A 19,348-nucleotide genomic window follows, 5' to 3' on the forward strand; every position below is an offset into this window, starting at 1 on the left:
AAAAGCCTCCCCGGCGGACGTGACGTCCCGGCCGGGAAGGCTTCTGATGACCACGGGATTCTACGCCCCGCCGGGCAGGTCGGCGGACGGCGCGGGGGCGTCGTGCGCCTCCCAGGGCCAGGACTCCGGCGGCGGGCCGAACGCGCGCCGCCCCGCCTGCACCGTCCCCCTGGCGATGGCGGCGTTGGCCGTCCCGCCGATCACGGCGCCGATGCCGAAGGGGGCCGCCCGGCCGAGGAGGACGATGCCCTGCTTGGTCCCGTACTTCCTGATGAAGTGCTTCGCCAGGGCCCTGTTGACCCGCCGCAACGTCGTGACCGGTGCTTTCGTGACGACCTGACGTCCCCAGTCCTGCCCCGTACGCTCGGCGACCCTGGCGATGGTGGCGGAGCCGGTCCCGCCGAGCATGACGCCCATCACCAGCGTCCTGCGGCGCTCGATCTCGTCGGGGTGGACCCCGTGGACGTCGGCGACCGAGAGCGTGAAGAGGGCGCTCATCTCCAGGGAGGAGAACGCCTCGCCAGCCGACAGCGCCAGCGCCACCCCCGTTCCGATGCCGGGCACCGCCGCGGTGCCGCCGACCGCAGCGCCCGTACCCGTCATGGCGCCGATGTACATGCGCTCAAGCCCGCGCACGACCTGCGCCGGTGTCGCGTCGGGATTGCGCTGCCTGGCCCGCGCGATGTTCCTGCGCACCAGGCCGTTCTGGACCTCGATCGCCTTGTCGAGAAGGTCGAGGACGCGCTGCCCCCGTCCGTCGGCCGTCGGGTCGGCGGGATCGCCGGGGACGTCTGTCGCCATGCCTCGAACTCCTCGGGTCGTCACGTCCCGGCCGAGTCTTCCATTCCTCCGGTCGGGTGACGTTCTTTTCCGGAGAACCGGGCCACCGGCGCCCTCACGGCGCGCCCTGGCAGCCGGGCACGGCGCCGCCCGAGCGGGCCGCGACGGCGTCGCGCAGCGTGTGGACGATGCCGTCCAACGCGTCGAGCTGCTGCGGGCTGAGCGCGTCGAACAGGCAGGCCCGCACCTCCGCGACGTGCCCGGGTGCCGCCTCGCGCAGCGCCGCGAGGCCCGCGTCGGTGAGGCGGGCGAGGGAGCCGCGCCCGTCGTCCTCGGTGGCGCAGCGGCTCACCCAGCCGTAGCTCTCCAGCATGGCGACGGCGTGCGAGAGGCGGCTGCGCGAGGAGCGGCACAGCTCGGCTAGGCGCCCCATGCGCAGGGTCAGCCCCGGGCTCTCGGAGAGGACGACGAGGATCTCGTAGTACGCGACGGGGATGCCCGCGTCGGCGCGCAGCCGCCGGTCGAGATGGGCCTGGAGGCCGGCGGTCGCGGCCAGGTACGTACGCCACACGCGTTGCTCACGGTCGGTGAGCCAGTGGGTCTCCGGTTGCTCGGGCATACATCGACCCTACCTGTGGTTGATGCTTCAACAAGAACGCGCTAGGTTGAGCGAGCAGTCACCGACCGGCGCACCACAGCCCGTCCACGGCAATCCGAGGAGCACACCATGACCGCGTCCGCCGACCTCAGCGCCCTCCTGCCCGGCTACACCACCGGCACCTGGGCCATCGACCCCGTCCACTCCGAGGTCTCCTTCGTCGTCCGCCACCTGGGCATCGCCAAGGTGCGCGGCCGGTTCGACACCTTCGAGGGCAGCATCACCACCGCCGAGGACCCCGGGGCGTCCGCCGTGACCGCGACGATCGACACGTCCTCGGTGTCCACCGGCAACGCGCAGCGCGACGAGCACGTGCGCGGCGAGGACTTCCTGCACGTCGCCGAGCACCCGGCCCTGACCTTCCGGTCCACCGGCGTGCGCGTCGAGGACGGCGAGGGCTTCATCGACGGCGAGCTGACGCTGCGCGGCGTGACGAAGCCCGTCACCCTGGCCGTCGAGCTGAACGGCTTCGGCACCGGCCCGACCGGCAAGCCCGCCGTCGGCTTCTCCGCGACCACCGAGATCAAGCGCTCCGAGTTCGGCGTGACCGGCGGCGCGGCCGGTGCCGTCGTCAGCGACGCCATCAAGATCACCCTGGAGGTCGAGGCCCACCAGGAGTGACCCCGCGGGGCACCCCCCCCGGGTCACTCCCCGGGCGCCCGCGTCCTGCTGCCGTGGCCCGCGAGGTCGTCCAGCAGGGCGCGGCGCGTCTCGTCCGGCGTGCGCGTGATGCGCGGGACGGCGTGCGTGCGCCAGTCGTCGGCCATGCGCTGCAACGCCTCGCCGATCGCCCGGTGCGTCAGCCGCCGCGTGGCGCGCAGCGGGATCGCGGCGACCGGCCGCACCAGGCGGCGGCCCCTGAGCGTCGTCTCGATGTCGAGCCGCCAGCCGCCGTCCTTGCCCGGACGGGGGACGACGACGGTCGTCGCCTGGAGCAGCGGGTGCCGCATCAGCACGGTCAGCGCCGGGCGGCTGCGGGCGCCCGCGCCCGCCCCGCTGCCCAGACCGCCGCCGACGGCCTCCCACCAGCGGTCGAGGTCCACCTCGGCGCGCAGCGCGAACCAGCGCATCCGCCGCCGGTGCCCGTCCGGCCTGGTCAGCTCCCCGCGCACCACGAGCCGCACGGTCGTCGGCCGCTCCGCGCTGCGCAGCCGCAGCTCGGCGCTGCCGCGCGAGGGCGGCTCCGGCCGCTCGGCCTCGTACCGCACGGCGCTGGCGACGGCGCGGTCCCACTCCAGCACCGCCAGCCGGTCGGCGGGCGGCCCCGTGCCCTCCTGCGCGGGCCCCGGGACGCTGTAGACGGCCCCGGGCCGCGCGTGCTCACCCGAGCGCAGCACGGCGTCGGGGACGGTGCGGCCGTCCTCCGTGACGAGCCGCCCGTCCTCCGGGCGGAGCCCCTCGATCACGTCGTGGAGGACACGGACCGCGTCCTCCACCTGGCCGCGCGCGACCGGTGCCAGGTCGATGGTGTGCCGTAGACGAGCCATGAACGCATCCTGCCGTAACGATCAGATCCTGTGCAGCTCCCACAGCCGCCACACACCGCTGTTGGAGGCGAGCTGCTGGATACCCGCGATGTCCGAGGTGCTGATGGTGACGCGGGTCTCCTGCCAGATCGGGATGACCGGCGCCTCCTCGGCGGCGAGCTGGTGGATGTGCTCGAAGTCGGGGGCGACCCGGCCGCGGTCCATGACGGCCCTGGTCGGCTCGATCAGCGCGTTGATCTCGTCGTCGCTGAAGCCGGTGGCGATACCGTCCACCGGGCCGATGAGGTTGTCGGTGAACGTCGCGGGGTCGGGGAAGTCGGCCGCGAAGCTCAACAGGTAGGCGTCGAAGGCCCGTTCACCGAAGAGCGTCGGCACGAACTCGGACCAGTCGTAGTAGGTCGTCGTGACCTCGAACAGGCCCGACTCCTCCAGCGTCTCCGCGATGAACTCGGCCTCGGCCGTGTTGGCGGCGCCGCGGGAGTAGGCGAGGTCGAATTGCACCGGCAGTTCGAGCCCGGCGCTCGTCAACTCCTCGCGTACGTCCTCGACCTCCATGTCGTAGTACAGGTCGTAGTACGGCGTGGAGTGGCCCGTGAAGCCCGCGGGGATCAGCGAGTAGAGCGGCTGCACGGTGGCCTGCTGCACGCGCCGCGCGATGGCCTCGCGGTCGATCAGGGCGGCGACGGCGCGGCGGGCGGCCCGGGAGCCGAAGGTGCGGTCCTCGTCGGTGTTGAAGCCCATGACCCTGGTGTTGGCGCCCGCCTGCTCGGCGAACGCGATGTCCGGGTCGCTGCGGTTGAGTTCCGCCATGGCCTCCGGCGGCATGACGCCGCCGTTGACGTCGATCTCCTCGTTCTCCCACGCCTCGGCGAGCTGCTCCTCGGCCGTGGGCCCGTCGCCCTGCTGGACGAAGTACCGCACGGTGATGGCGTTCTCGGCCGGGTCGGCGGCGCCGCTGTAGTTCGGGTTGGGCGACAGCTCGGCGACGTCGTCCGCGACGTACCGGTCCAGGACGAAGGGACCGGAGCCGACGACCGAGTCGTCGGCGTGCAGGTCGAGCTCCTGGTAGCTCTGCCGGTCCACGATGGCACCGGCCGCGCCCGCGACGATGAAGGGGAACGTCGCGTCCGACTGGTTGAGTTCGAAGATGACGTCTTGGCCGTCGGTGCGGACGGCCGCGAGGCTGCCCAGCAGACCGGCGGGCCCGGCGAAGGCGAACTTCTCCTCCTCCGGGATGGTGTCGTCCTCCGCCTCACGCTGCGCGCGGGCCGCCATGCCGATGATGCGCTCGTAGGAGAACTTGACGTCGTCGGGCGTCATGGCGTTGCCGTTGCTGAAGCGCAGGTCGTCCCGGAGCGTGCAGCGGAAGACGGTCAGTTCCTCGTCCGTGAAGTCGCAGCTCTCCGCCGCGTCGGGGACCGGCTGCTCCTTGCCCGGCACGAACGTCAGCAGGGACTGGAAGAGGTTGCTGGTCAGCGCCCACGAGCCGATGTCGTACGCACCGGCGGGGTCAAGCACGGTGGGCGCCATCGTGGTGCCCACGCTGATGGGCTCGTCGTTCTCGTCCAGCGTCTGGTAGTACACCCAGCCGCCCGCACCGGCCATCACCAGCACCATGGCCAGCCCGATGCCTATCGCCCCTCGACCCTTCATCCGTCGCACCAGGCGCGCCCTTTCTCGTCAGAGTGTGCGGGCCCAGCCAACCACAAGGGGGTACCGGGGTGGAGCGGCGGGAGGTCACGGAGTGGGCGCCTTCCGCCCGTACCGCCACACAGCGCCCCCGGTGGTCCTACGGACGGTACGCGGGCGGCGGGCGGCGCGCGCTCCCGCGCGCCCCGGGGCCGCTCACTCGGGAGCGGCGCCCGGCACGTCCATCCGGAACTCGACCTCGACCGCGCGCCCGTCGAGCACCACCGCCACGCTCTGGCTGCCCAGTTGCGGCGAGAAGGCGACCAGGGTGTATTCGCCGTGCTCAGGGGCGGTCACGGTGAAGCCGCCGTCGTCCGCGCTGCGGGTCTTCACGAGATGCCGCCCGCCGTCCGCCCCCGTCAGGGTCACCACGGCACGCGGGAGGGCGACGCCCAGGGCGTCCCTCACGCGGCCTCTGATGACGAGTGCCTCCACCAGTCCCACGTCCTCCGACATTCCCCACCACTCCTCGCTGCCGCGATGCCGACCGTTTCCATCACGCTGTCAGTTTGTGCCCAGCTTGTTATCCAGGACACCAACTGGGCGCGAATAGTTGACCCGCCCGGCGAACCGAGACGAAAACCGGACAACCGGACAACCCGAGGAATGGGGCGGTTGACAGGCCGGGTGACGTACGGACCGTGGACCCCCGGTCACGGGGTGCGCAGCTCGATGAGCGTGACGTCGGGATCGGCCGCCACCCGCACCGGCGGCCCCCACGCACCGGCGCCGCGCGTCACGTACAACTGCGTGTCCCCGTAGCGCTCCAGCCCGGCCAGCGTCGGGTTCGCCGCGCCCGCGATGTACGTGAGCGGCCACATCTGCCCGCCGTGCGTGTGCCCGGAGAGCTGGAGGTCCACGCCCCAGTCCACGGCGTCGTGGATCATCACCGGCTGATGCGCCATCAGCACCGTGGCGCGCGAGCGGTCGCGGTCGCCGAGCGCCGCCCCGTAGTCCGGGCCGCCGAAGGCGCTGCCCTCGCCGCTGATGTCGTTCACGCCCGCCAGCGCGAAGTACGGCAGCTCGGCCCGCTCGTTGACCAGCGGCAGCAGCCCGAGGTCGCGCAGGTGGTCGATCCACTCCGCCGTCTCGACGTAGTACTCGTGGTTGCCCGTGACGAAGAAGGTGCCGTCGGGGGCGCTCAGGTCCGCCATCGGCGCGACGGCGGACCGCAGGTCGTCCACGTCGGCGTCCACCAGGTCACCGACCACGGCGATGACGTCGGGCCGCGTACGGTTCACGGCGTCCACGACGCGGCGGCAGTGCCCGCCGCCCAGGACCGGGCCGAGGTGGATGTCGCTGACGACGGCGACGCGGTAGCGGTCGGCGGCGCGCGGCAGCTTCGGCAGCGTCACGGTGACGTGCTTCGTCCGCAGGTTCCGTGCGTTGGCGACGCCGTAGCCCAGCGTGCCCGCGGCGATCAGCCCGGCGCCCACCGCGATGCCGCGCGAGACGACCAGCCGCCGCCCCGGCGCGTCCACCGGCGCGTCCACCGGCGCGCCGCCGTCCGGCGCGGCGTGCGCCTCGACGTCGGCGGTGGGCGCGGCCTCCGGCTCGGGCGCCGCCGCGACGGGCACCCCCGCGGGCTCGGCCGACGCCGCCCGCGCCGCGTCCCTGCGGCGCAGCAGCCGCAGCACCACCGGCCGCACGACCTCGCCCACCAGCAGCGCCAGCACCAGGTAGAGCACCGCAACGATCCAGACAAATCCCGGCCACGCCACGACCTGTTGCGCCCCGAAAGGAAGGCCCATCTGCCGCCCCCTGATCGCGAACGGCACCGTCACGGCCAGCGCGATCAGCACGACCGTGGCCGTGCGCCGGTACACCGAGCCGGGCGCCGACACGTCACGGACCAGGCGTTTCCACAGATACCAGTGGATTCCGGCGATGGCGAACAGCACCAGGATGACCAAGAGAACCAACGGGTGTGCCCCTCCTCCTGCCCGTGGCGGGCGTCCGTGGGGCCAGTATGCGACGCACGGGGTTCCGCCGGTTGCCCGGCCCCGCTCACCGATTCGGGCCCCTCCACTGGTCCTGACGCGGCACGACACGGTTAAGTTCACCGTGTGCCGTTCAATCGCTCGTCCTCTTGTCGGACTCCCGTTCGGGCCGTGTTCGCGGCGGCCCTGGTCACGCCCGCGCTCGTCCTGACCGCCGCCGCGCCCGTCGTCGCCGCCGACGAGGACGCCGGACGGTCCGCGGTCGGCGGCGAGCTGCTCGCCCGCACCGGCACGCAGGTACGCCCCGGCTCCGGGGCCCCCGCGCTGCCCGACGACCTCACCGCCAAGTCCTGGATAGTCGCCGACGCGGAGACGGGCGACGTCCTCGCCGCGCACGACGCCCACCGCCCCCTCCCCCCGGCCAGCACGCTGAAGATGCTCTTCGCCGACACCGTGCTGCCCCTGTTCGACCGGGAGGACCTGTACCGCGCCCGGCCCGAGCACTTCGCCGAGATGGGTCCCGGCAGCAGCGCCGTCGGCATCGCCGACCACCAGACCTACACGGTCGAGGACCTCTGGTACGGCGTCTTCCTCGCCTCGGGCAACGACGCCGTCTACGCCCTGACCGCCATGAACGGCGGCAAGGAGGACACCGTCGCCCAGATGAACGCGCGCGCCGAGGAACTCCAGGCCGGGGACACGCACGTCGTCAACCCCGACGGCTACGACGCCGACGGCCAGACGTCCTCCGCCTACGACCTCACCCTCATCGCCCGCGACGCCATGCAGAACGCCGACTTCCGCGACTACGTCTCCACCGTCTCCATCGACTTCCCCGGCGCGGGCAGCGGCGAGGACCGCGAGACGTACGGCATCCAGAACACCAACCGCCTCCTCGTCGGCGCCCCCGGGCTCGAACCGTACGAGGGCCTCGCGGGCGTCAAGAACGGCTACACCTCGGACGCCGGGCACACCTTCACCGGCGTCGCAGAACGCGACGGCCGCGTCCTGCTCGTCACCGCGATGGACCCCGAGGGCGACTCCCTCGCCGTCTACCGCGAGAGCGCCGCGCTCCTCGACTGGGGCTTCGCCGCGGCCGAGGCCGTCGAACCGGTCGGCGAACTCGTCCCGCCGCTGAGCGAGCGCGACGCGGCCGACGGCGAGGGCGTGGCCACCGGCGGCGGCGACAGCACGGACGACGCGGGCGGCGACGGCACCCCCGAGTCCGGGCAGGCCGGCGGCCGGTCGGGCAGCGGGCAGGAGAGCGCGGCGCGCGCCGACGGCTCCGCGGTCGGCGGCCTCACGGTCCTGACGGTGGCGGCCGGTGGTCTGGCGGTGGTGGCGGGGGCGGCGTATCTGTTCCACCGCACTCATCCGCTGGCGGGTCTTCCAAGGCGTCGGCGCAAGGGCGGTCCTGGGGCGTGACGGCCGTCGCCGTCCACGCGCAGCACACCAGCAGCAGCTTCGCCATCAGGTTGATCCACACCAGCAGCGCGATCGGCACGCCGAACGCCCCGTACACGCTGCGCGTCGCCACCTCGGTCAGATAGCCGCTGATCAGCAGCTTCAGCACCTCGAAGCCGACCGCGCCGATCACGCACGCGACGATCACCGCCCGGCGCGGCGGCCGTACCCCCGGCAGCCACACCAGCACGTACGACAGCAGCAGGAACGTCACGCCCATCGCGCCCGCGTACGCCGCCACCTGGATCAGCACGGCACCCGGGCCGAACTGCGCCAGCTGCCGCACGCCGCTGAGCGCGAGCCCCGAGGCCGCCAGCGAGACGAGGACGACGACCCCGAGCCCGGCGAGGACCCCGATGTCCTTGCCGCGCCGCAGGAACATGTTGTCCTCCGGGTCCGGCAGGTCCCACACCGCGCGCAGACAGCCGCGCAGCGCGTCCACCCAGCTCGCCCCCGTGGGCAGCACCAGGGCCAGCGAGATGATGCCGATGGTGCCCGCGTTCTCGAACAGCGAGCGGACGTGCAGCTCGCGCGAGATGCCCGGCACCTGGTCCGTCACCCAGTTCTCGACGGTGTCCAGCTGGCCGTCCGTCAGCAGCGCCGCGCCGATCGCGCCGACGAGCCCGAGGACGGGGAAGAGGGTGACGAAGCTGGTGAACGTGATCGCCGCCGCGAGACGGCTCCAGTTCCGCGCGTCCAGATGCTCGTACACGTGCCACACACGCGTACGGAAGAACCACGCCGCCAGTGGACCGATCCACGGCAGCCGGGTCAGTGTCTCCATTGCGCCGCCCACGCTAGGTCGGGTTGCCCCGGGAAACGGTTCTGACACGCCCCGTGCGCGGGCGGGCGGCGCCGGGGCTGCGGGGCGGCGTCAGCGGGCGGTCACTCGACCCCGGCCAGCGGCTCACACACCGGCGCGGCGGCGCGCGGCGCCGTGAACCGGTACTCGCGGCACAGCCGCCACACGCCCGAGGAGTCCTGCTCGTACAGGGAGAAGCCGCGCACCGTCCACGCCGCCTCGTACCCCGCCAGCTCGGCCTGCGCGCGGTCCATCGCCTCCTCGGCGATGCCGTGCGCGACCGTCACGTGCGGGTGGTAGGGGAACAGCAGCTCGCGCGCCAGCGGCCCGCCGCTCGCCCGCACCGCCGCCTGGAGCCGCGCGCACGCCGTCCCGCCCTCGGCGACGCGCACGAACACGACGGGCGTCAGCGGGCGGAACGTGCCGGTGCCGGAGAGACGCAGCCGGAACGGCCGCCCGGCGGCGGCCACGGCGGCGAGATGCGCCTCGACGACCGGCAGGTCCGCGGGGTCCGCCACGGTCGGCGGCAGCAGGGTGACATGCGTGGGGATACCGGCCGCGGCGACGTCCCCGAAGCCGAGGCGGTGGCGCTGGAGGCGGCTGCCGTGCGGCTCGGGGACCGCGACCGACACACCGAGCGTGACGCTCACCGGCGCATCACTCCCTTCTCGCGGGCCGGAACCCGCGTACGCCCCCCTGGGTGTCCCCCCGCCCGCGCACGGCCCCAGTCTGGCGCCCGCGCCCGGGACGGACCAGGGCCGTTCGGCCCGTCAGCGCGCGGGCGGCAGGAAGCCGACCCGCTCGTAGACCGCGTCGAGCGTCGGCGCGGCCATGGCGCGGGCCTTCTCCGCGCCGCGCGCCAGCAGCCGGTCCAGCTCGGCCGGGTCGTCCAGGAACTGCTGGGTGCGCGCGCGGAACGGCGCGACCCACTCCGTGAAGACGTCGGCGACCTCCGTCTTCAGCGCCCCGTACAGCCGCCCCTCGAACTTCTGCTCAAGCTCCTCGACCGTCAGCCCGGTCAGCGCCGAGTAGATCGCCAGCAGATTGCTGACGCCCGGCTTCGCGGCGCGGTCGTAGCGCACCTCGGTGCCGGTGTCGGTGACGGCGCTGCGGAACTTCTTCGCCGACGTCTTCGGCTCGTCCATCAGCCAGACGATGCCCTTGGCCGAGGACGCCGACTTGCTCATCTTGACGGCGGGGTCCTGGAGGTCCTGGATCTTCGCCGTCTCCTTCAGGATGTACGCGCCGGGCAGCGTGAACGTCTCGCCGTAGCGCGCGTTGAAGCGCTGCGCGACGTCCCGCGTCAGCTCGATGTGCTGGCGCTGGTCCTCACCCACCGGCACCTGCCGCGTGTGGTAGAGGAGGATGTCGGCGGCCATCAGCATCGGGTACGTGAACAGGCCGACCGTGGTCGCGTCCGTCCCCTGCTTGGCCGACTTGTCCTTGAACTGCGTCATCCGCGCGGCCTCGCCGAAGCCGGTGAGGCAGTTGATCACCCACGCCAGCTGCGTGTGCTCGGGGACGTGGCTCTGGATGCACAGCGTGCAGCGGTCCGGGTCGAGCCCCGCGCCGAGGAGCTGCGCGGCGGCCAGCCTGCTGGACTCGCGCAGCGCCGCCGGGTCCTGCGGGATGGTGGCCGCGTGCAGGTCCACGACCGAGTAGACCGCGTCGTGCGTCTCCTGAAGGCCCACCCACTGGCGCACGGCGCCGAGGTAGTTGCCGAGGTGGAAGGACCCGGCCGTGGGCTGGATGCCGGAGAAGACGCGGAGACGTTCAGTGGCCATGGGGCCATTCTCTCAGGTCCCCCGGACAGCCGACCCCGGCCCTGCGCCCCCTTCCCGCGGCCGTCCCACCGCCGTCCCGCCGCTGTCCCGGGCCCGCCCGCCGCGTGGCGCGGGAAGCCGTTCGGCTAACCTGGCGGCGGCCCCGGACCCTCGCCGCCTGAACCGTTCCGACCTCGGAAGGCCACTCATCATGCCCCGCACTCCCGTCAATGTGACCGTCACCGGCGCCGCCGGACAGATCGGCTACGCCCTCCTCTTCCGGATCGCCTCCGGACACCTGCTCGGCCCGGACACCCCGGTGCGCCTGCGGCTGCTGGAGATCACCCCGGCCCTCGGCGCCGCCGAGGGCACCGCCATGGAGCTGGACGACTGCGCGTTCCCGCTGCTGACCGGCATCGACATCAGCGACGACCCGAACGTCGCCTTCGACGGCACGAACGTCGCCCTCCTCGTCGGCGCCCGCCCGCGGAGCAAGGGCATGGAGCGCGGTGACCTCCTCGCGGCCAACGGCGGCATCTTCAAGCCGCAGGGCAAGGCCATCAACGACCACGCCGCCGACGACGTGAAGGTCCTCGTCGTGGGCAACCCGGCGAACACCAACGCGCTGATCGCCCAGGCCGCCGCCCCCGACGTCCCGGCGGAGCGCTTCACCGCGATGACCCGCCTCGACCACAACCGGGCGCTGACGCAGCTGGCGAAGCGGACCGGCGTGACCGTGGACGAGATCCGCCGCCTCACCATCTGGGGTAACCACTCCGCCACCCAGTACCCCGACATCTTCCACGCCGAGGTCGCCGGGCGGAACGCCGCCGAGGCCGTGAACGACGAGAAGTGGCTGGCCGAGGAGTTCATCCCGACCGTCGCCAAGCGCGGCGCGGCCATCATCGAGGCGCGCGGCGCCTCCTCGGCCGCCTCCGCCGCGAACGCGGCGATCGACCACGTGCACACCTGGGTGAACGGCACCGCCGAGGGCGACTGGACCTCGATGGCCGTGCCGTCGGACGGCTCGTACGGCGTCCCCGAGGGCCTGATCTCGTCCTTCCCCGTCACCACGGCGGGCGGCGCGTACGAGATCGTGCAGGGTCTGGAGATCAACGACTTCTCGCGCGCCCGCATCGACGCGTCGGTCTCGGAGCTGGCCGACGAGCGCGAGGCCGTCCGCGGGCTCGGCCTGATCTGACAATCCGCCGACCGACTCCGGCGCACCTGTGGCCCCAGACACGCTCTCGGGGCCACACTGCGTCGTGTCGTGTCCGCCGTCACGCCCGAAGGAACCCACACCATGCGCCGCATACGTCATCCGCTGTTCGCCGGGGTGGGCGCGCTGAGTCTGCTGGCCACGAGCGCGTGCGGCCTCGCCGGGCGGGTGACCGGCCAGGAGCCGCCGGTGGCGGACCCGGTCCGCCTGGCCGTGCCCGAGTGGCCCGGGGGGCTGGCGAACGTGGCGGTGGCCGAGTACGTCCTGGAGAACGAGCTGGGCATACCCGTCGAGAAGGTCTACGTGCCGCAGAACCGCGCGTGGGACCAGCTGGCGGACGGCGACGTGGACGCCATCCTGGAGGACTGGGGCGCGCTGCCCGAGCTGCGGGACACGTACGTCGAGCGCCGTATGACGGCGGTGGACGGCGGCCCGCTCGGCATCACGGGGCACGTCGGCTGGTACGTGGCGGGCGACGCGGAGTTCGCGGCCGACCACCCCGACGCCCTGAACTGGCGGAACCTCGGCGAGTACACGGACGAGCTCGGCGGCGAACTCCTGCACGGCGACCCGCTGTTCACCACCCGTGACGACGACATCATCGCGGACCTCGACCTGGACCTCACCTCGGTGGCGGCGGGCAGCGAGGACGCCCTCGTCGCCGAGATAGCCGCGGCGGGCGCGGCCGGGCGGCCGGTCCTGACGTACCTGTGGCAACCGCACTGGCTGGCCGCCGAGACGGAGCTGTCCGAGGTCGAACTGCCCGGCTACTACCCGCGGATAGAGCTGCGGAAGTACCTGAACGCCGAGTTCTCCGAGGACGGCGGGCCCGCCGCCGACTTCCTGCGCGCGTTCTCCTGGGGCGAGGCGGACCAGAACGAGGTGGCCGAGCTGATAGCGGGCGAGGGGCTGAGCCCCGGCGCGGCGGCGGAACGCTGGGTGACCGACCACCCCGACGAGGTCGCCGCCTGGACCGACGGCCTCTGACCCCACCCACCCCGCCACGCCACCCGCCCGGATACGCGTCAGCGCGCGGGGCAGGGGAGTTCGGGTGCCGTGTGGTGGGGGGAGCAGGTGACCACGGCGATCGAGTGGAAGAGCGTGCCCCTCAGGTAGTGGCCGAGGGAGACGTCCCCGCCGCGTGCCAGGTGCTCGACGGCGGCCGTTCCCAGCCCCGCCAGCCTGGCCGCCTCCTGATCCGCCACGGACGCGAACCGGGGTGCGTACGCGGCGAGTTCCCGTTCCAGCCAGGCGCCCGCCTCCTTCGGCTCCTCCCACGTCCCCCGGATCAGCGCGGGCGGCTTCATGAGCCAGTGCGCGGTTTGGAGCGGAGGCACCTCCGAGGTGGGGAACGTGGCCACGGCCTCGCGGTAGCGGTCGAGCACGTCCCTCTCGCTGCTGCCCGCCGGTGGCTGGTCAGGCGGTGGCCGACGGATGCTCTCCCGGTCGAACGTCTTCTTCTCGCCGAGCCAGGTGTAGCCGTGGTGGTGCAACGCCGCTCCGTCCGGGGGATGCCGACGGCCCTGCCCATCGGCGTGCGGGGCAGGGCCGTCGGCTCAGGTGGTGTGGGGGGTCAGGCCGTGTCGGGGGTCAGGCGGAGAGGCCGAAGCGGCCGGGGTCGATGCCCGCCGCGTCGAGTTCGGCGCGGGTGAAGCGCAGCGGCTCGGCGTCCGGCCGCTTGCTGTCCCCCACGGCCCAGACGTCCGCCCCGATCCGGGCGAGCGTCACACACGCCTCGCCGTCCGGATGCGTGTTGCCGCCGCACGCCTTGAAGAACTCGGCTCCCTCGATGGAAATCCCGTACGGATCGCTCATGACTGTGTCCTTTCCCGATGTGCCGGACGGCTTGTGGTGCGTCGTCTCCGCCCTGCTGGGCCGAAAAGCGGGTAAGCGCGCTCATGGGATGACGGCAAACGGAGAGCAATTGTTCGGAGCGGCGTTCACCGCCATTACCGTGTGCCCTTGGGGGCGCTCCGCCTGAACATGACGCTAGGGAATGTGTCGCCCGATCACCAACGGTGTTGCACACGGTTGCACGGAATCACCCGAGCGCGTTCAGCGCCTTGCGTAGGAGAGTGCGTGCCTGGGTTCCGTGGACCGCCATCCGCGAGAGTCCCGAGAATGCGCGGAGGTAGTTCCGGATCTCTCCCGGGGAGGTCAGATTGATCTCGGCGGTCAGGGTCTCCACTGCCACGTGACGGTCGTCGAACGCGTAGAAAGCCTCCAACGGCCACACCGTCCGGCGCGCCGTGGCGGGGATGACACCGAGCGACACGTTGGGCCGGGACATGACGGTGAGCAGGTGGTTCAACTGCTCGGCCATGGCCGCGTCGTCGCTGATCCGGTAGTGGAGGACGGTCTCTTCCAGCAGCAGGGCGAACCGGTGGTCGCCTTCCTCGACGACCCGGGAACGTGCCTGGCGCGCCTTCACCGCCTCGGCGACATCGTCGGGGGTGCCCTGGAAATCCGTGATCGCCCTCAGAAGCCCGGTCGTGTACGCGGCTGTCTGAAGCATGCCGGGCACCACGTTCGACGCATAGACGCGGAACGTCCGGGTTCGCTGGTACAGCGGGACGGTCATCTCATGGACGCGACGCATGCCGTCGCGGTGGATCTGCTTCCACTCGACGTACATCGATTCGGCGTTGCGCGAGGCCGCGATGAGGTCGGACGCCTGGTCCTCCGCGCCGCAGGCCGCGCACCATACCCGGATGTCGGCGTCCGACGGGGGTGTTCTTCCCCGAGCTATCCGAGACGACTTCGACTTGTGCCAACCACATCTGACGGCCAGTTCATGCCCCGAGAGCCCGGCGTCCTTCATGAGCCCGTGCAGGCGGGACGCGACGGCCGCGCGGGCCGCCTGGGCACTTGAGAGCGGTGAGGAGGAGGACATGAACCGACCGGTCGGATCTCAGACGGAGTACTTCTCGTGCGGGATACCGCGCTCCCATACGGCTTCGAAGGCCGACACGCAGAGCGCTGTCACGGCCGTGTCATCCGTCTGGTCCGTGTGGACCCATCGGCCGTCGCCGTCGAAGATGTTGAACTGCACGAGGCGGCCGTCGAAGATCCAGCAGTCATTGCCGGGAAGAGCCAGGTCGGAAGCTCGGCGGCGGGGCAGCCAACGGATCTGCTCCCCTGCGGCGACATTCGTGAAAGTCCCGGAGTGCTCGAACGCGATGTAGTCGCTGACGGGCTCGGAGATCACCCGTGCCCTGCGGATCCGGACCCCCTTGGCCGTGACCTCCTGCACCAGGTCGAGCCAGGGGCGCCACCACGAGGCGCGGTCGGAGGGGTCGAGCCGGTGGCCCCGCTTCCACTCGGCGAAACCGGCGGTCTCGTTGTCGATGCCGTACCCGTCGCGCATCTCCAGATGGACGGCCGACTCCCTGACCGACCTGAGGAGATCGGAGAAGTCAGTCAGACTCTGCGACACGGAACCCCTCTCGGAGAAACGGAATCATCCGCTTCGGGACTCTGATCACGGACTCGCCTTCGGGAAGCGGGACGTCTTCCGCACTCTCGCTCAGGGTCGGCCCATCCGCCGTCCAGCCTTGGATGAGGAGATCTTTTGTCTCTTCGTCCACCCAGACGGCGGGCGATCCGTGATCCCCCGACTTCGGATCCTTGCCGACGAAATATAAGGCCATGACTTCGCTCCTCAATACATGTACGGCGTCTGTCGTGTGAGTCCTAGTCTGGCGGATCGAGCACGGCAAGGTATGGGGAACGAGACATCACGGCAGTCGTGCCCGCAAGAATCGCGCCTGAAGAAGTTGCGTCGGGCATGTGCGGGTTGGGCGACGCCCGCGCCGTCGCATGGTGTCCTTCGGGTCCGGTTGCTCGTTCCTGAAAAAAGGGGCACCCTGCTCGTGCGCGGCGACCTGGCCGATGACCACGGGCCGATGTCGCCCCGATCACGGAGAGGCCGTCAAGATCCCCCACGCGTTGATTCGGAGGACCGTTGCCCATGGGCTCGTCTGACGGAGGGCCGCCTCCCACGCTGGACGAACTGTTCGACTCCTTCACCCGCGAAGCCTTCCGCCTGGAGACTCTGGACGATTACAGCGGCTCGGGAAGCACGGATGCCTATGCGGCGTTCCTGGAGGGCCGGGAGAAGCCCGAGGGCTACAACGAGGACTGGATGTCCGAGATCCGGGAGTCCGTGCGGCAGGGGAAGCGGATCCATCGTGTGCACGTCCTCTCCCGCCCGTTGACGCCCTACCTCCGCTTCGAGTTGGGCTGGGGATACCGGACCAACATGACGGCCGGGGAGGAGTTCCACATCCTCGACGTCACGGACCGGCCCGATCCCTTGGAGGGGGTGGGGGACTTCTGGCTGTTCGACCAGAGGATCGCGGCCTCCATGGAGTATCGGGAAGGTGTGATGACGGGCTGTACCGTCCTCGCTGACGACGAGGTGCGGGACTTCCTCAACTGGAGGGACATCGCTCTGAGCGGTGCGGTTCCTTTCTCCGAATGGTGGACCGAGCACGGTCGTGAAGACGGGCGAACGCGGCGGCGCACTGCGGGCCCTGCGCGAGACGTCGGGTGAACGGCCCGAAGTGATCGCCCCCGGAGGGCTTCCGCGGTGCCCGTGGCGGCGGGCCGAGGGGCGATCTGTTCACTCCCCGTGCGTGGCCCACCATGCGGTGAACGGGACGGCCGCCGCCATCGCCGTGTCCCGGTAGGCCAGGAACCTGGGCAGGTGGTCCTCGCCGAGGAAGTCGGTGCCCAGGTACGCGCCTTCCCCGTCGTAGCTCATGGTCCCGACGGTCCGCTCGTCGAAGAGCCAGAAGTCGGGCGCGTCGGGGATCGGGTTCTCGCGCCCGGTCGTGTCGAGGATGAAGAACTCTTCCCCGGCGGTCATGTTGCGCCGGTATCCCCAGCCCAGCTCGAAGCGGAGATAGTCCGTCAGGGGGCGGGCGAGGATGTGGACCCGGTAGATCCGCTTTCCGGCCTGAACGGCATCGCCGACCGTCGTCATCCATCCGGCGGTCCTGTACTCCCTCCGGCTGCGGCTCACCGGCGAGGAACGCCCGGTACGCGTCCACGCCTCCCGACCTGCTGTAGTCGTCCAGCGTCTCCAGCCGGAAGGCTTGCCGGTCGAAATCCTTGAGCCAGTCTCCCAGTGTCTTGGACGAGGTCGTCATGAACAGCCTTTCCGACGAGGGCGGTGGAGGAATCGGCCGGGGCTTCGAGGGCCCGAATGCCCGGCCCCTCCCACCAGTTGTGTCCAGCACGATACTCATGGTCACCATCCGGAGGGGCAAGGGCCCCTCGGTTCCGTGGCGAAGGCGTCGCGCTGCGCTAGAGGGTCCAGAGGTGGAGGGAGTTGTCCGTGGTGGAGGTCGTGTACCAGGTGCCGTCGCCGAGTCCTGTGGGGAGGCTGTCCACGGGGAAGGGATAGGTCAGCTCGTCGGTCGGGCGCAGCGGGGAGGTGGTGACGAGCCAGTGGCGGGCGGCGCCGAGTTCGTCGTCGCCGTCCACGGTCGCGACGACGAGGGTGTCCGCGTCGAGGAAGCGTCCGTCGTAGTCGAAGTACACCGAGCTGTCGTCCGGGGCGAGCGACGCGGTGGTGAGTTCGGACTCCACCGAGCCGTCCGCCGTGCGGTGGAGGGCGAGGGCGTGGCCGTCCCAGCGTCCCCACCGCAGCGGGGCGCCGTCCTGGCCCTCGCCTATGGACAGCCCCATCTGCGCCGGGTCCGGGTGCGGGATGTGGTGGGAGCCCGCTGCCGCCGTGCGCGTCGGGACGCGTCCGAGCACCGTGCCGTCCACGGCGTCGATGACCACCCACTCCTCCTCCCAATCCGCACCGTCGCCGCCGTCGCCGTCGGCGGGTATGTGGGCCCAGACGAGTTTCCCGTCGGAGGAGAAGCAGGCCGAGCCGCTGCCCGCGTACCCGTGCTCGCGGTCGTCCGCGTACGCGGTGATGTCGGTATGCCCCGCGCAGCCCGCCCAGCAACGGTGCCGCAGCTCCCAGCGCGTGTTCCCCGTCAGGTCAACGGCCCGCAGCGCGTGCGGCCCCGTGAAGACGGCCTGGTCGCCGAAGGGCGAGACCGCGCCCTGTCCGATTCCGCCCGGCCAGGGCGCCGGTATGCGGACGGTCGGGCTCGTGGCCGGTGCCGTGAGGTCCCGCACGGCCAACTCCCGCTCCCCGCGCTGCACGAGCAGCCGCGTCGTGGGCCACAGGTCCAGGCAGGGAGCCTCGTCGGGCCGCGAGAAGGGCAGGGGAGCGGCGAGCGTGGACACGAGGCGGGCGGTTCGCGGCACGAGGACTCCGAAGGGCCGGGGGCAACGTGTCCCGACCCTACGGCGGGCCACTGACAGCGCCACGGAACACGTCCCCGGCCGCCCCGTCCACCCACCTCCCGCGTCCCGTCCCGGCGTTCGGCGCGGGGGCGTTCGGGCTGGTCAGGCGGGTGAAAGCGTCCCAGCGACCCGAACCGGCGGTGTGCGCTGGCCGGTGGGACGGCGGCGGGCACAAGCTGCGGTCGTCGGGCCAACGGGTCCGGCGGATCGTTCCACCGGTCCGACGAGAACGACGAGAGGGCAGCCTCACATGAACACCCACGCAGCGCACCGCCGCACCCGTCTCCGCGCCGCCGTCGCCGCGCTCGGCGCGACGCTCGCCCTGGCGCTCACCGCCTGCCAGAGCGGGGGAGAGGACACGGACACCTCCGGCCGTGCGGCGGCCGAGGCGCCCGCCGAGGAGTCGGCGGGGCAGCGGGACGGCGGCGACGCGGCCGGGCGTACCGAGGACGCCGAGGACACCGAGGACGCCGAGGGGAACGACCGGGGCGAGGCCGTGGACAGGCCGGTCGGGGCCGGGCAGGACGACGCCGCCCGGGAGGCGGTCGGAGGCGGGCAGGGCGCGCGGCCGGGGCAGGCCGGGGGGACGGGCGACCCCGAGGCGAACGGCGACGGCGGCGCCGGGACCGGCATCGGCACCGGTGAGGACACCGGCCACCACGCCCCGGACGAGTCGGCGGGCGAGGACGGCGACGACAAGCCCGAGGCCGAGATCGCGACCTGCACGGACGCGACGACGGAACTGGCCGTCGTCCCGGTCGAGCGGCCCGTCAACCACCTGCTGCTCACGGCGACGAACACCAGCGCCGAGACCTGCTTCATCTGGTACAGCCCGTACCTGAAGTTCGAGGACGCCCAGGCCCCCGTCCAGCGCCTGGAGGCCAGCGTGCCGCAGGCCGTCGTCGCGCTCGACCCGGGGCAGACCGCGTACGCCGCGATCATCACCTCGGACGGCGCCGGGGAGGCCGAGGGCGGCTACGTCGCGCACAGCCTGGGCGTGCAGCTCGCCGGTCCTGAGGAGGAGGGCGTCGGCGGCATGGAGGACGTCGCCCTGCCCGGCGGCGAGGTGTACATCGACTCGTCCGCCCAGGTCACCTACTGGCACACCTCGGTGGACGGCGCGCTCTTCTGGTGACCACGCGTCGCCCCGCACGGTGCTGTGCCGGACGACGGCCGGTGACTCCCCCTCCCGCCCCGGGAGGCAGGGACCACCGGCCGTCGTGCGTCGTCCGTC

At 72.0% G+C, this 19,348-nt stretch carries 19 protein-coding genes and 2 pseudogenes; 6 read left to right on the forward strand and 15 right to left on the reverse strand.

The annotated features are described in order from the left end of the window. Positions 1-60: 60 nt before the first annotated feature. Both IF27_RS08065 and IF27_RS08070 read right to left on the reverse strand, forming a co-directional pair. Positions 61-801, reverse strand: a complete 741-nt coding sequence (locus IF27_RS08065) for a hypothetical protein (RefSeq protein ID WP_052848701.1) — start codon at positions 799-801, stop codon at positions 61-63. A 94-nt stretch (positions 802-895) separates the two neighbouring features. Continuing rightward, entirely contained in the window at positions 896-1,399 is a 504-nt protein-coding gene (locus tag IF27_RS08070; RefSeq protein WP_052848702.1) for a MarR family winged helix-turn-helix transcriptional regulator, read from the reverse strand. A 108-nt stretch (positions 1,400-1,507) separates the two neighbouring features. On the opposite strand from IF27_RS08070, the gene IF27_RS08075 reads away from it, so the two are divergent. Further along, positions 1,508-2,059 (forward strand): YceI family protein, encoded by a 552-nt coding sequence (locus IF27_RS08075; RefSeq protein ID WP_052848703.1) that lies wholly within the window; start codon positions 1,508-1,510, stop codon positions 2,057-2,059. Positions 2,060-2,082: 23 nt separating this feature from the next. On the opposite strand, the gene IF27_RS08080 is transcribed toward IF27_RS08075, so the two are convergent. From IF27_RS08080 to IF27_RS08095, 4 genes are all read right to left on the reverse strand, one after another. Next, positions 2,083-2,925 carry a hypothetical protein gene (locus IF27_RS08080; protein ID WP_052848704.1) on the reverse strand — a complete coding sequence of 281 codons (843 nt, stop codon included), beginning with the start codon at positions 2,923-2,925 and terminating at the stop codon, positions 2,083-2,085. Positions 2,926-2,946: 21 nt separating this feature from the next. After that, the gene (locus IF27_RS08085) at positions 2,947-4,578 is read right to left on the reverse strand and encodes an ABC transporter substrate-binding protein (protein ID WP_110945662.1); all 1,632 of its coding nucleotides are present in this window, start codon (positions 4,576-4,578) and stop codon (positions 2,947-2,949) included. Positions 4,579-4,770: 192 nt separating this feature from the next. Beyond that, entirely contained in the window at positions 4,771-5,070 is a 300-nt protein-coding gene (locus tag IF27_RS08090) for a carboxypeptidase-like regulatory domain-containing protein (protein WP_052848706.1), read from the reverse strand. 197 nt (positions 5,071-5,267) lie between these two features. Then, positions 5,268-6,536: a metallophosphoesterase gene (locus IF27_RS08095; protein ID WP_052848707.1), complete on the reverse strand. Its 1,269-nt coding sequence runs from the start codon at positions 6,534-6,536 to the stop codon at positions 5,268-5,270. A gap of 189 nt (positions 6,537-6,725) precedes the next feature. On the opposite strand from IF27_RS08095, the pseudogene IF27_RS32015 reads away from it, so the two are divergent. Continuing rightward, positions 6,726-7,523, forward strand: a pseudogene (locus IF27_RS32015) (D-alanyl-D-alanine carboxypeptidase family protein); the annotation flags it as partial. Between the two features lie 331 nt (positions 7,524-7,854). Here IF27_RS32015 and IF27_RS31490 read toward each other — a convergent pair. The 3 genes from IF27_RS31490 to trpS all read right to left on the reverse strand — a co-directional run bounded on the left by IF27_RS31490 (position 7,855) and on the right by trpS (position 10,604). Next, the gene (locus IF27_RS31490; RefSeq protein WP_110945663.1) at positions 7,855-8,802 is read right to left on the reverse strand and encodes a YihY/virulence factor BrkB family protein; all 948 of its coding nucleotides are present in this window, start codon (positions 8,800-8,802) and stop codon (positions 7,855-7,857) included. Between the two features lie 101 nt (positions 8,803-8,903). Continuing rightward, positions 8,904-9,470, reverse strand: coding sequence for a 2'-5' RNA ligase family protein (locus tag IF27_RS08110; RefSeq protein ID WP_052848710.1), 567 nt, complete (start codon positions 9,468-9,470; stop codon positions 8,904-8,906). Between the two features lie 120 nt (positions 9,471-9,590). Further along, positions 9,591-10,604, reverse strand: a complete 1,014-nt coding sequence (gene trpS / locus IF27_RS08115) for a tryptophan--tRNA ligase (protein WP_052848711.1) — start codon at positions 10,602-10,604, stop codon at positions 9,591-9,593. A 190-nt stretch (positions 10,605-10,794) separates the two neighbouring features. Between trpS and IF27_RS08120 the strand changes: the two genes are divergently transcribed. Beyond that, positions 10,795-11,784, forward strand: a complete 990-nt coding sequence (locus IF27_RS08120; RefSeq protein ID WP_052848712.1) for a malate dehydrogenase — start codon at positions 10,795-10,797, stop codon at positions 11,782-11,784. Positions 11,785-11,886: 102 nt separating this feature from the next. Next, complete coding sequence (locus IF27_RS08125) at positions 11,887-12,789, forward strand: glycine betaine ABC transporter substrate-binding protein (RefSeq protein ID WP_052848713.1); 903 nt, start codon at positions 11,887-11,889, stop codon at positions 12,787-12,789. 38 nt (positions 12,790-12,827) lie between these two features. On the opposite strand, the gene IF27_RS08130 is transcribed toward IF27_RS08125, so the two are convergent. The 4 genes from IF27_RS08130 to IF27_RS08145 all read right to left on the reverse strand — a co-directional run bounded on the left by IF27_RS08130 (position 12,828) and on the right by IF27_RS08145 (position 15,238). Beyond that, on the reverse strand, positions 12,828-13,295 hold the full coding sequence (locus IF27_RS08130) for a hypothetical protein (RefSeq protein WP_052848714.1): 468 nt from the start codon (positions 13,293-13,295) through the stop codon (positions 12,828-12,830). 97 nt (positions 13,296-13,392) lie between these two features. Continuing rightward, a complete protein-coding gene (locus IF27_RS08135; RefSeq protein ID WP_052848715.1) occupies positions 13,393-13,617 on the reverse strand; it encodes a DUF397 domain-containing protein in 225 nt (74 codons plus the stop codon). Between the two features lie 226 nt (positions 13,618-13,843). Further along, a complete protein-coding gene (locus IF27_RS08140; RefSeq protein ID WP_052848716.1) occupies positions 13,844-14,695 on the reverse strand; it encodes a helix-turn-helix domain-containing protein in 852 nt (283 codons plus the stop codon). An 18-nt stretch (positions 14,696-14,713) separates the two neighbouring features. Then, positions 14,714-15,238, reverse strand: a complete 525-nt coding sequence (locus IF27_RS08145) for a DUF6879 family protein (protein WP_052848717.1) — start codon at positions 15,236-15,238, stop codon at positions 14,714-14,716. A gap of 534 nt (positions 15,239-15,772) precedes the next feature. On the opposite strand from IF27_RS08145, the gene IF27_RS08155 reads away from it, so the two are divergent. Next, positions 15,773-16,357, forward strand: coding sequence for a DUF6879 family protein (locus IF27_RS08155; protein ID WP_052848719.1), 585 nt, complete (start codon positions 15,773-15,775; stop codon positions 16,355-16,357). A 69-nt stretch (positions 16,358-16,426) separates the two neighbouring features. On the opposite strand, the pseudogene IF27_RS08160 reads toward IF27_RS08155, so the two are convergent. Both IF27_RS08160 and IF27_RS08165 read right to left on the reverse strand, forming a co-directional pair. Beyond that, positions 16,427-17,063, reverse strand: a pseudogene (locus tag IF27_RS08160) (DUF6879 family protein). 49 nt (positions 17,064-17,112) lie between these two features. Then, positions 17,113-18,075: a hypothetical protein gene (locus IF27_RS08165; RefSeq protein ID WP_110945664.1), complete on the reverse strand. Its 963-nt coding sequence runs from the start codon at positions 18,073-18,075 to the stop codon at positions 17,113-17,115. A 289-nt stretch (positions 18,076-18,364) separates the two neighbouring features. Here IF27_RS08165 and IF27_RS08170 point away from each other — a divergent pair, with 289 nt between their 5' ends. Next, complete coding sequence (locus IF27_RS08170; RefSeq protein ID WP_052848720.1) at positions 18,365-19,249, forward strand: DUF4232 domain-containing protein; 885 nt, start codon at positions 18,365-18,367, stop codon at positions 19,247-19,249. Positions 19,250-19,348 lie beyond the last annotated feature (99 nt).

It is taken from the genome of Streptomyces avicenniae (genome assembly GCF_000719135.1).
GTDB classification, from domain to species: Bacteria; Actinomycetota; Actinomycetes; order Streptomycetales; family Streptomycetaceae; genus Streptomyces; species Streptomyces avicenniae.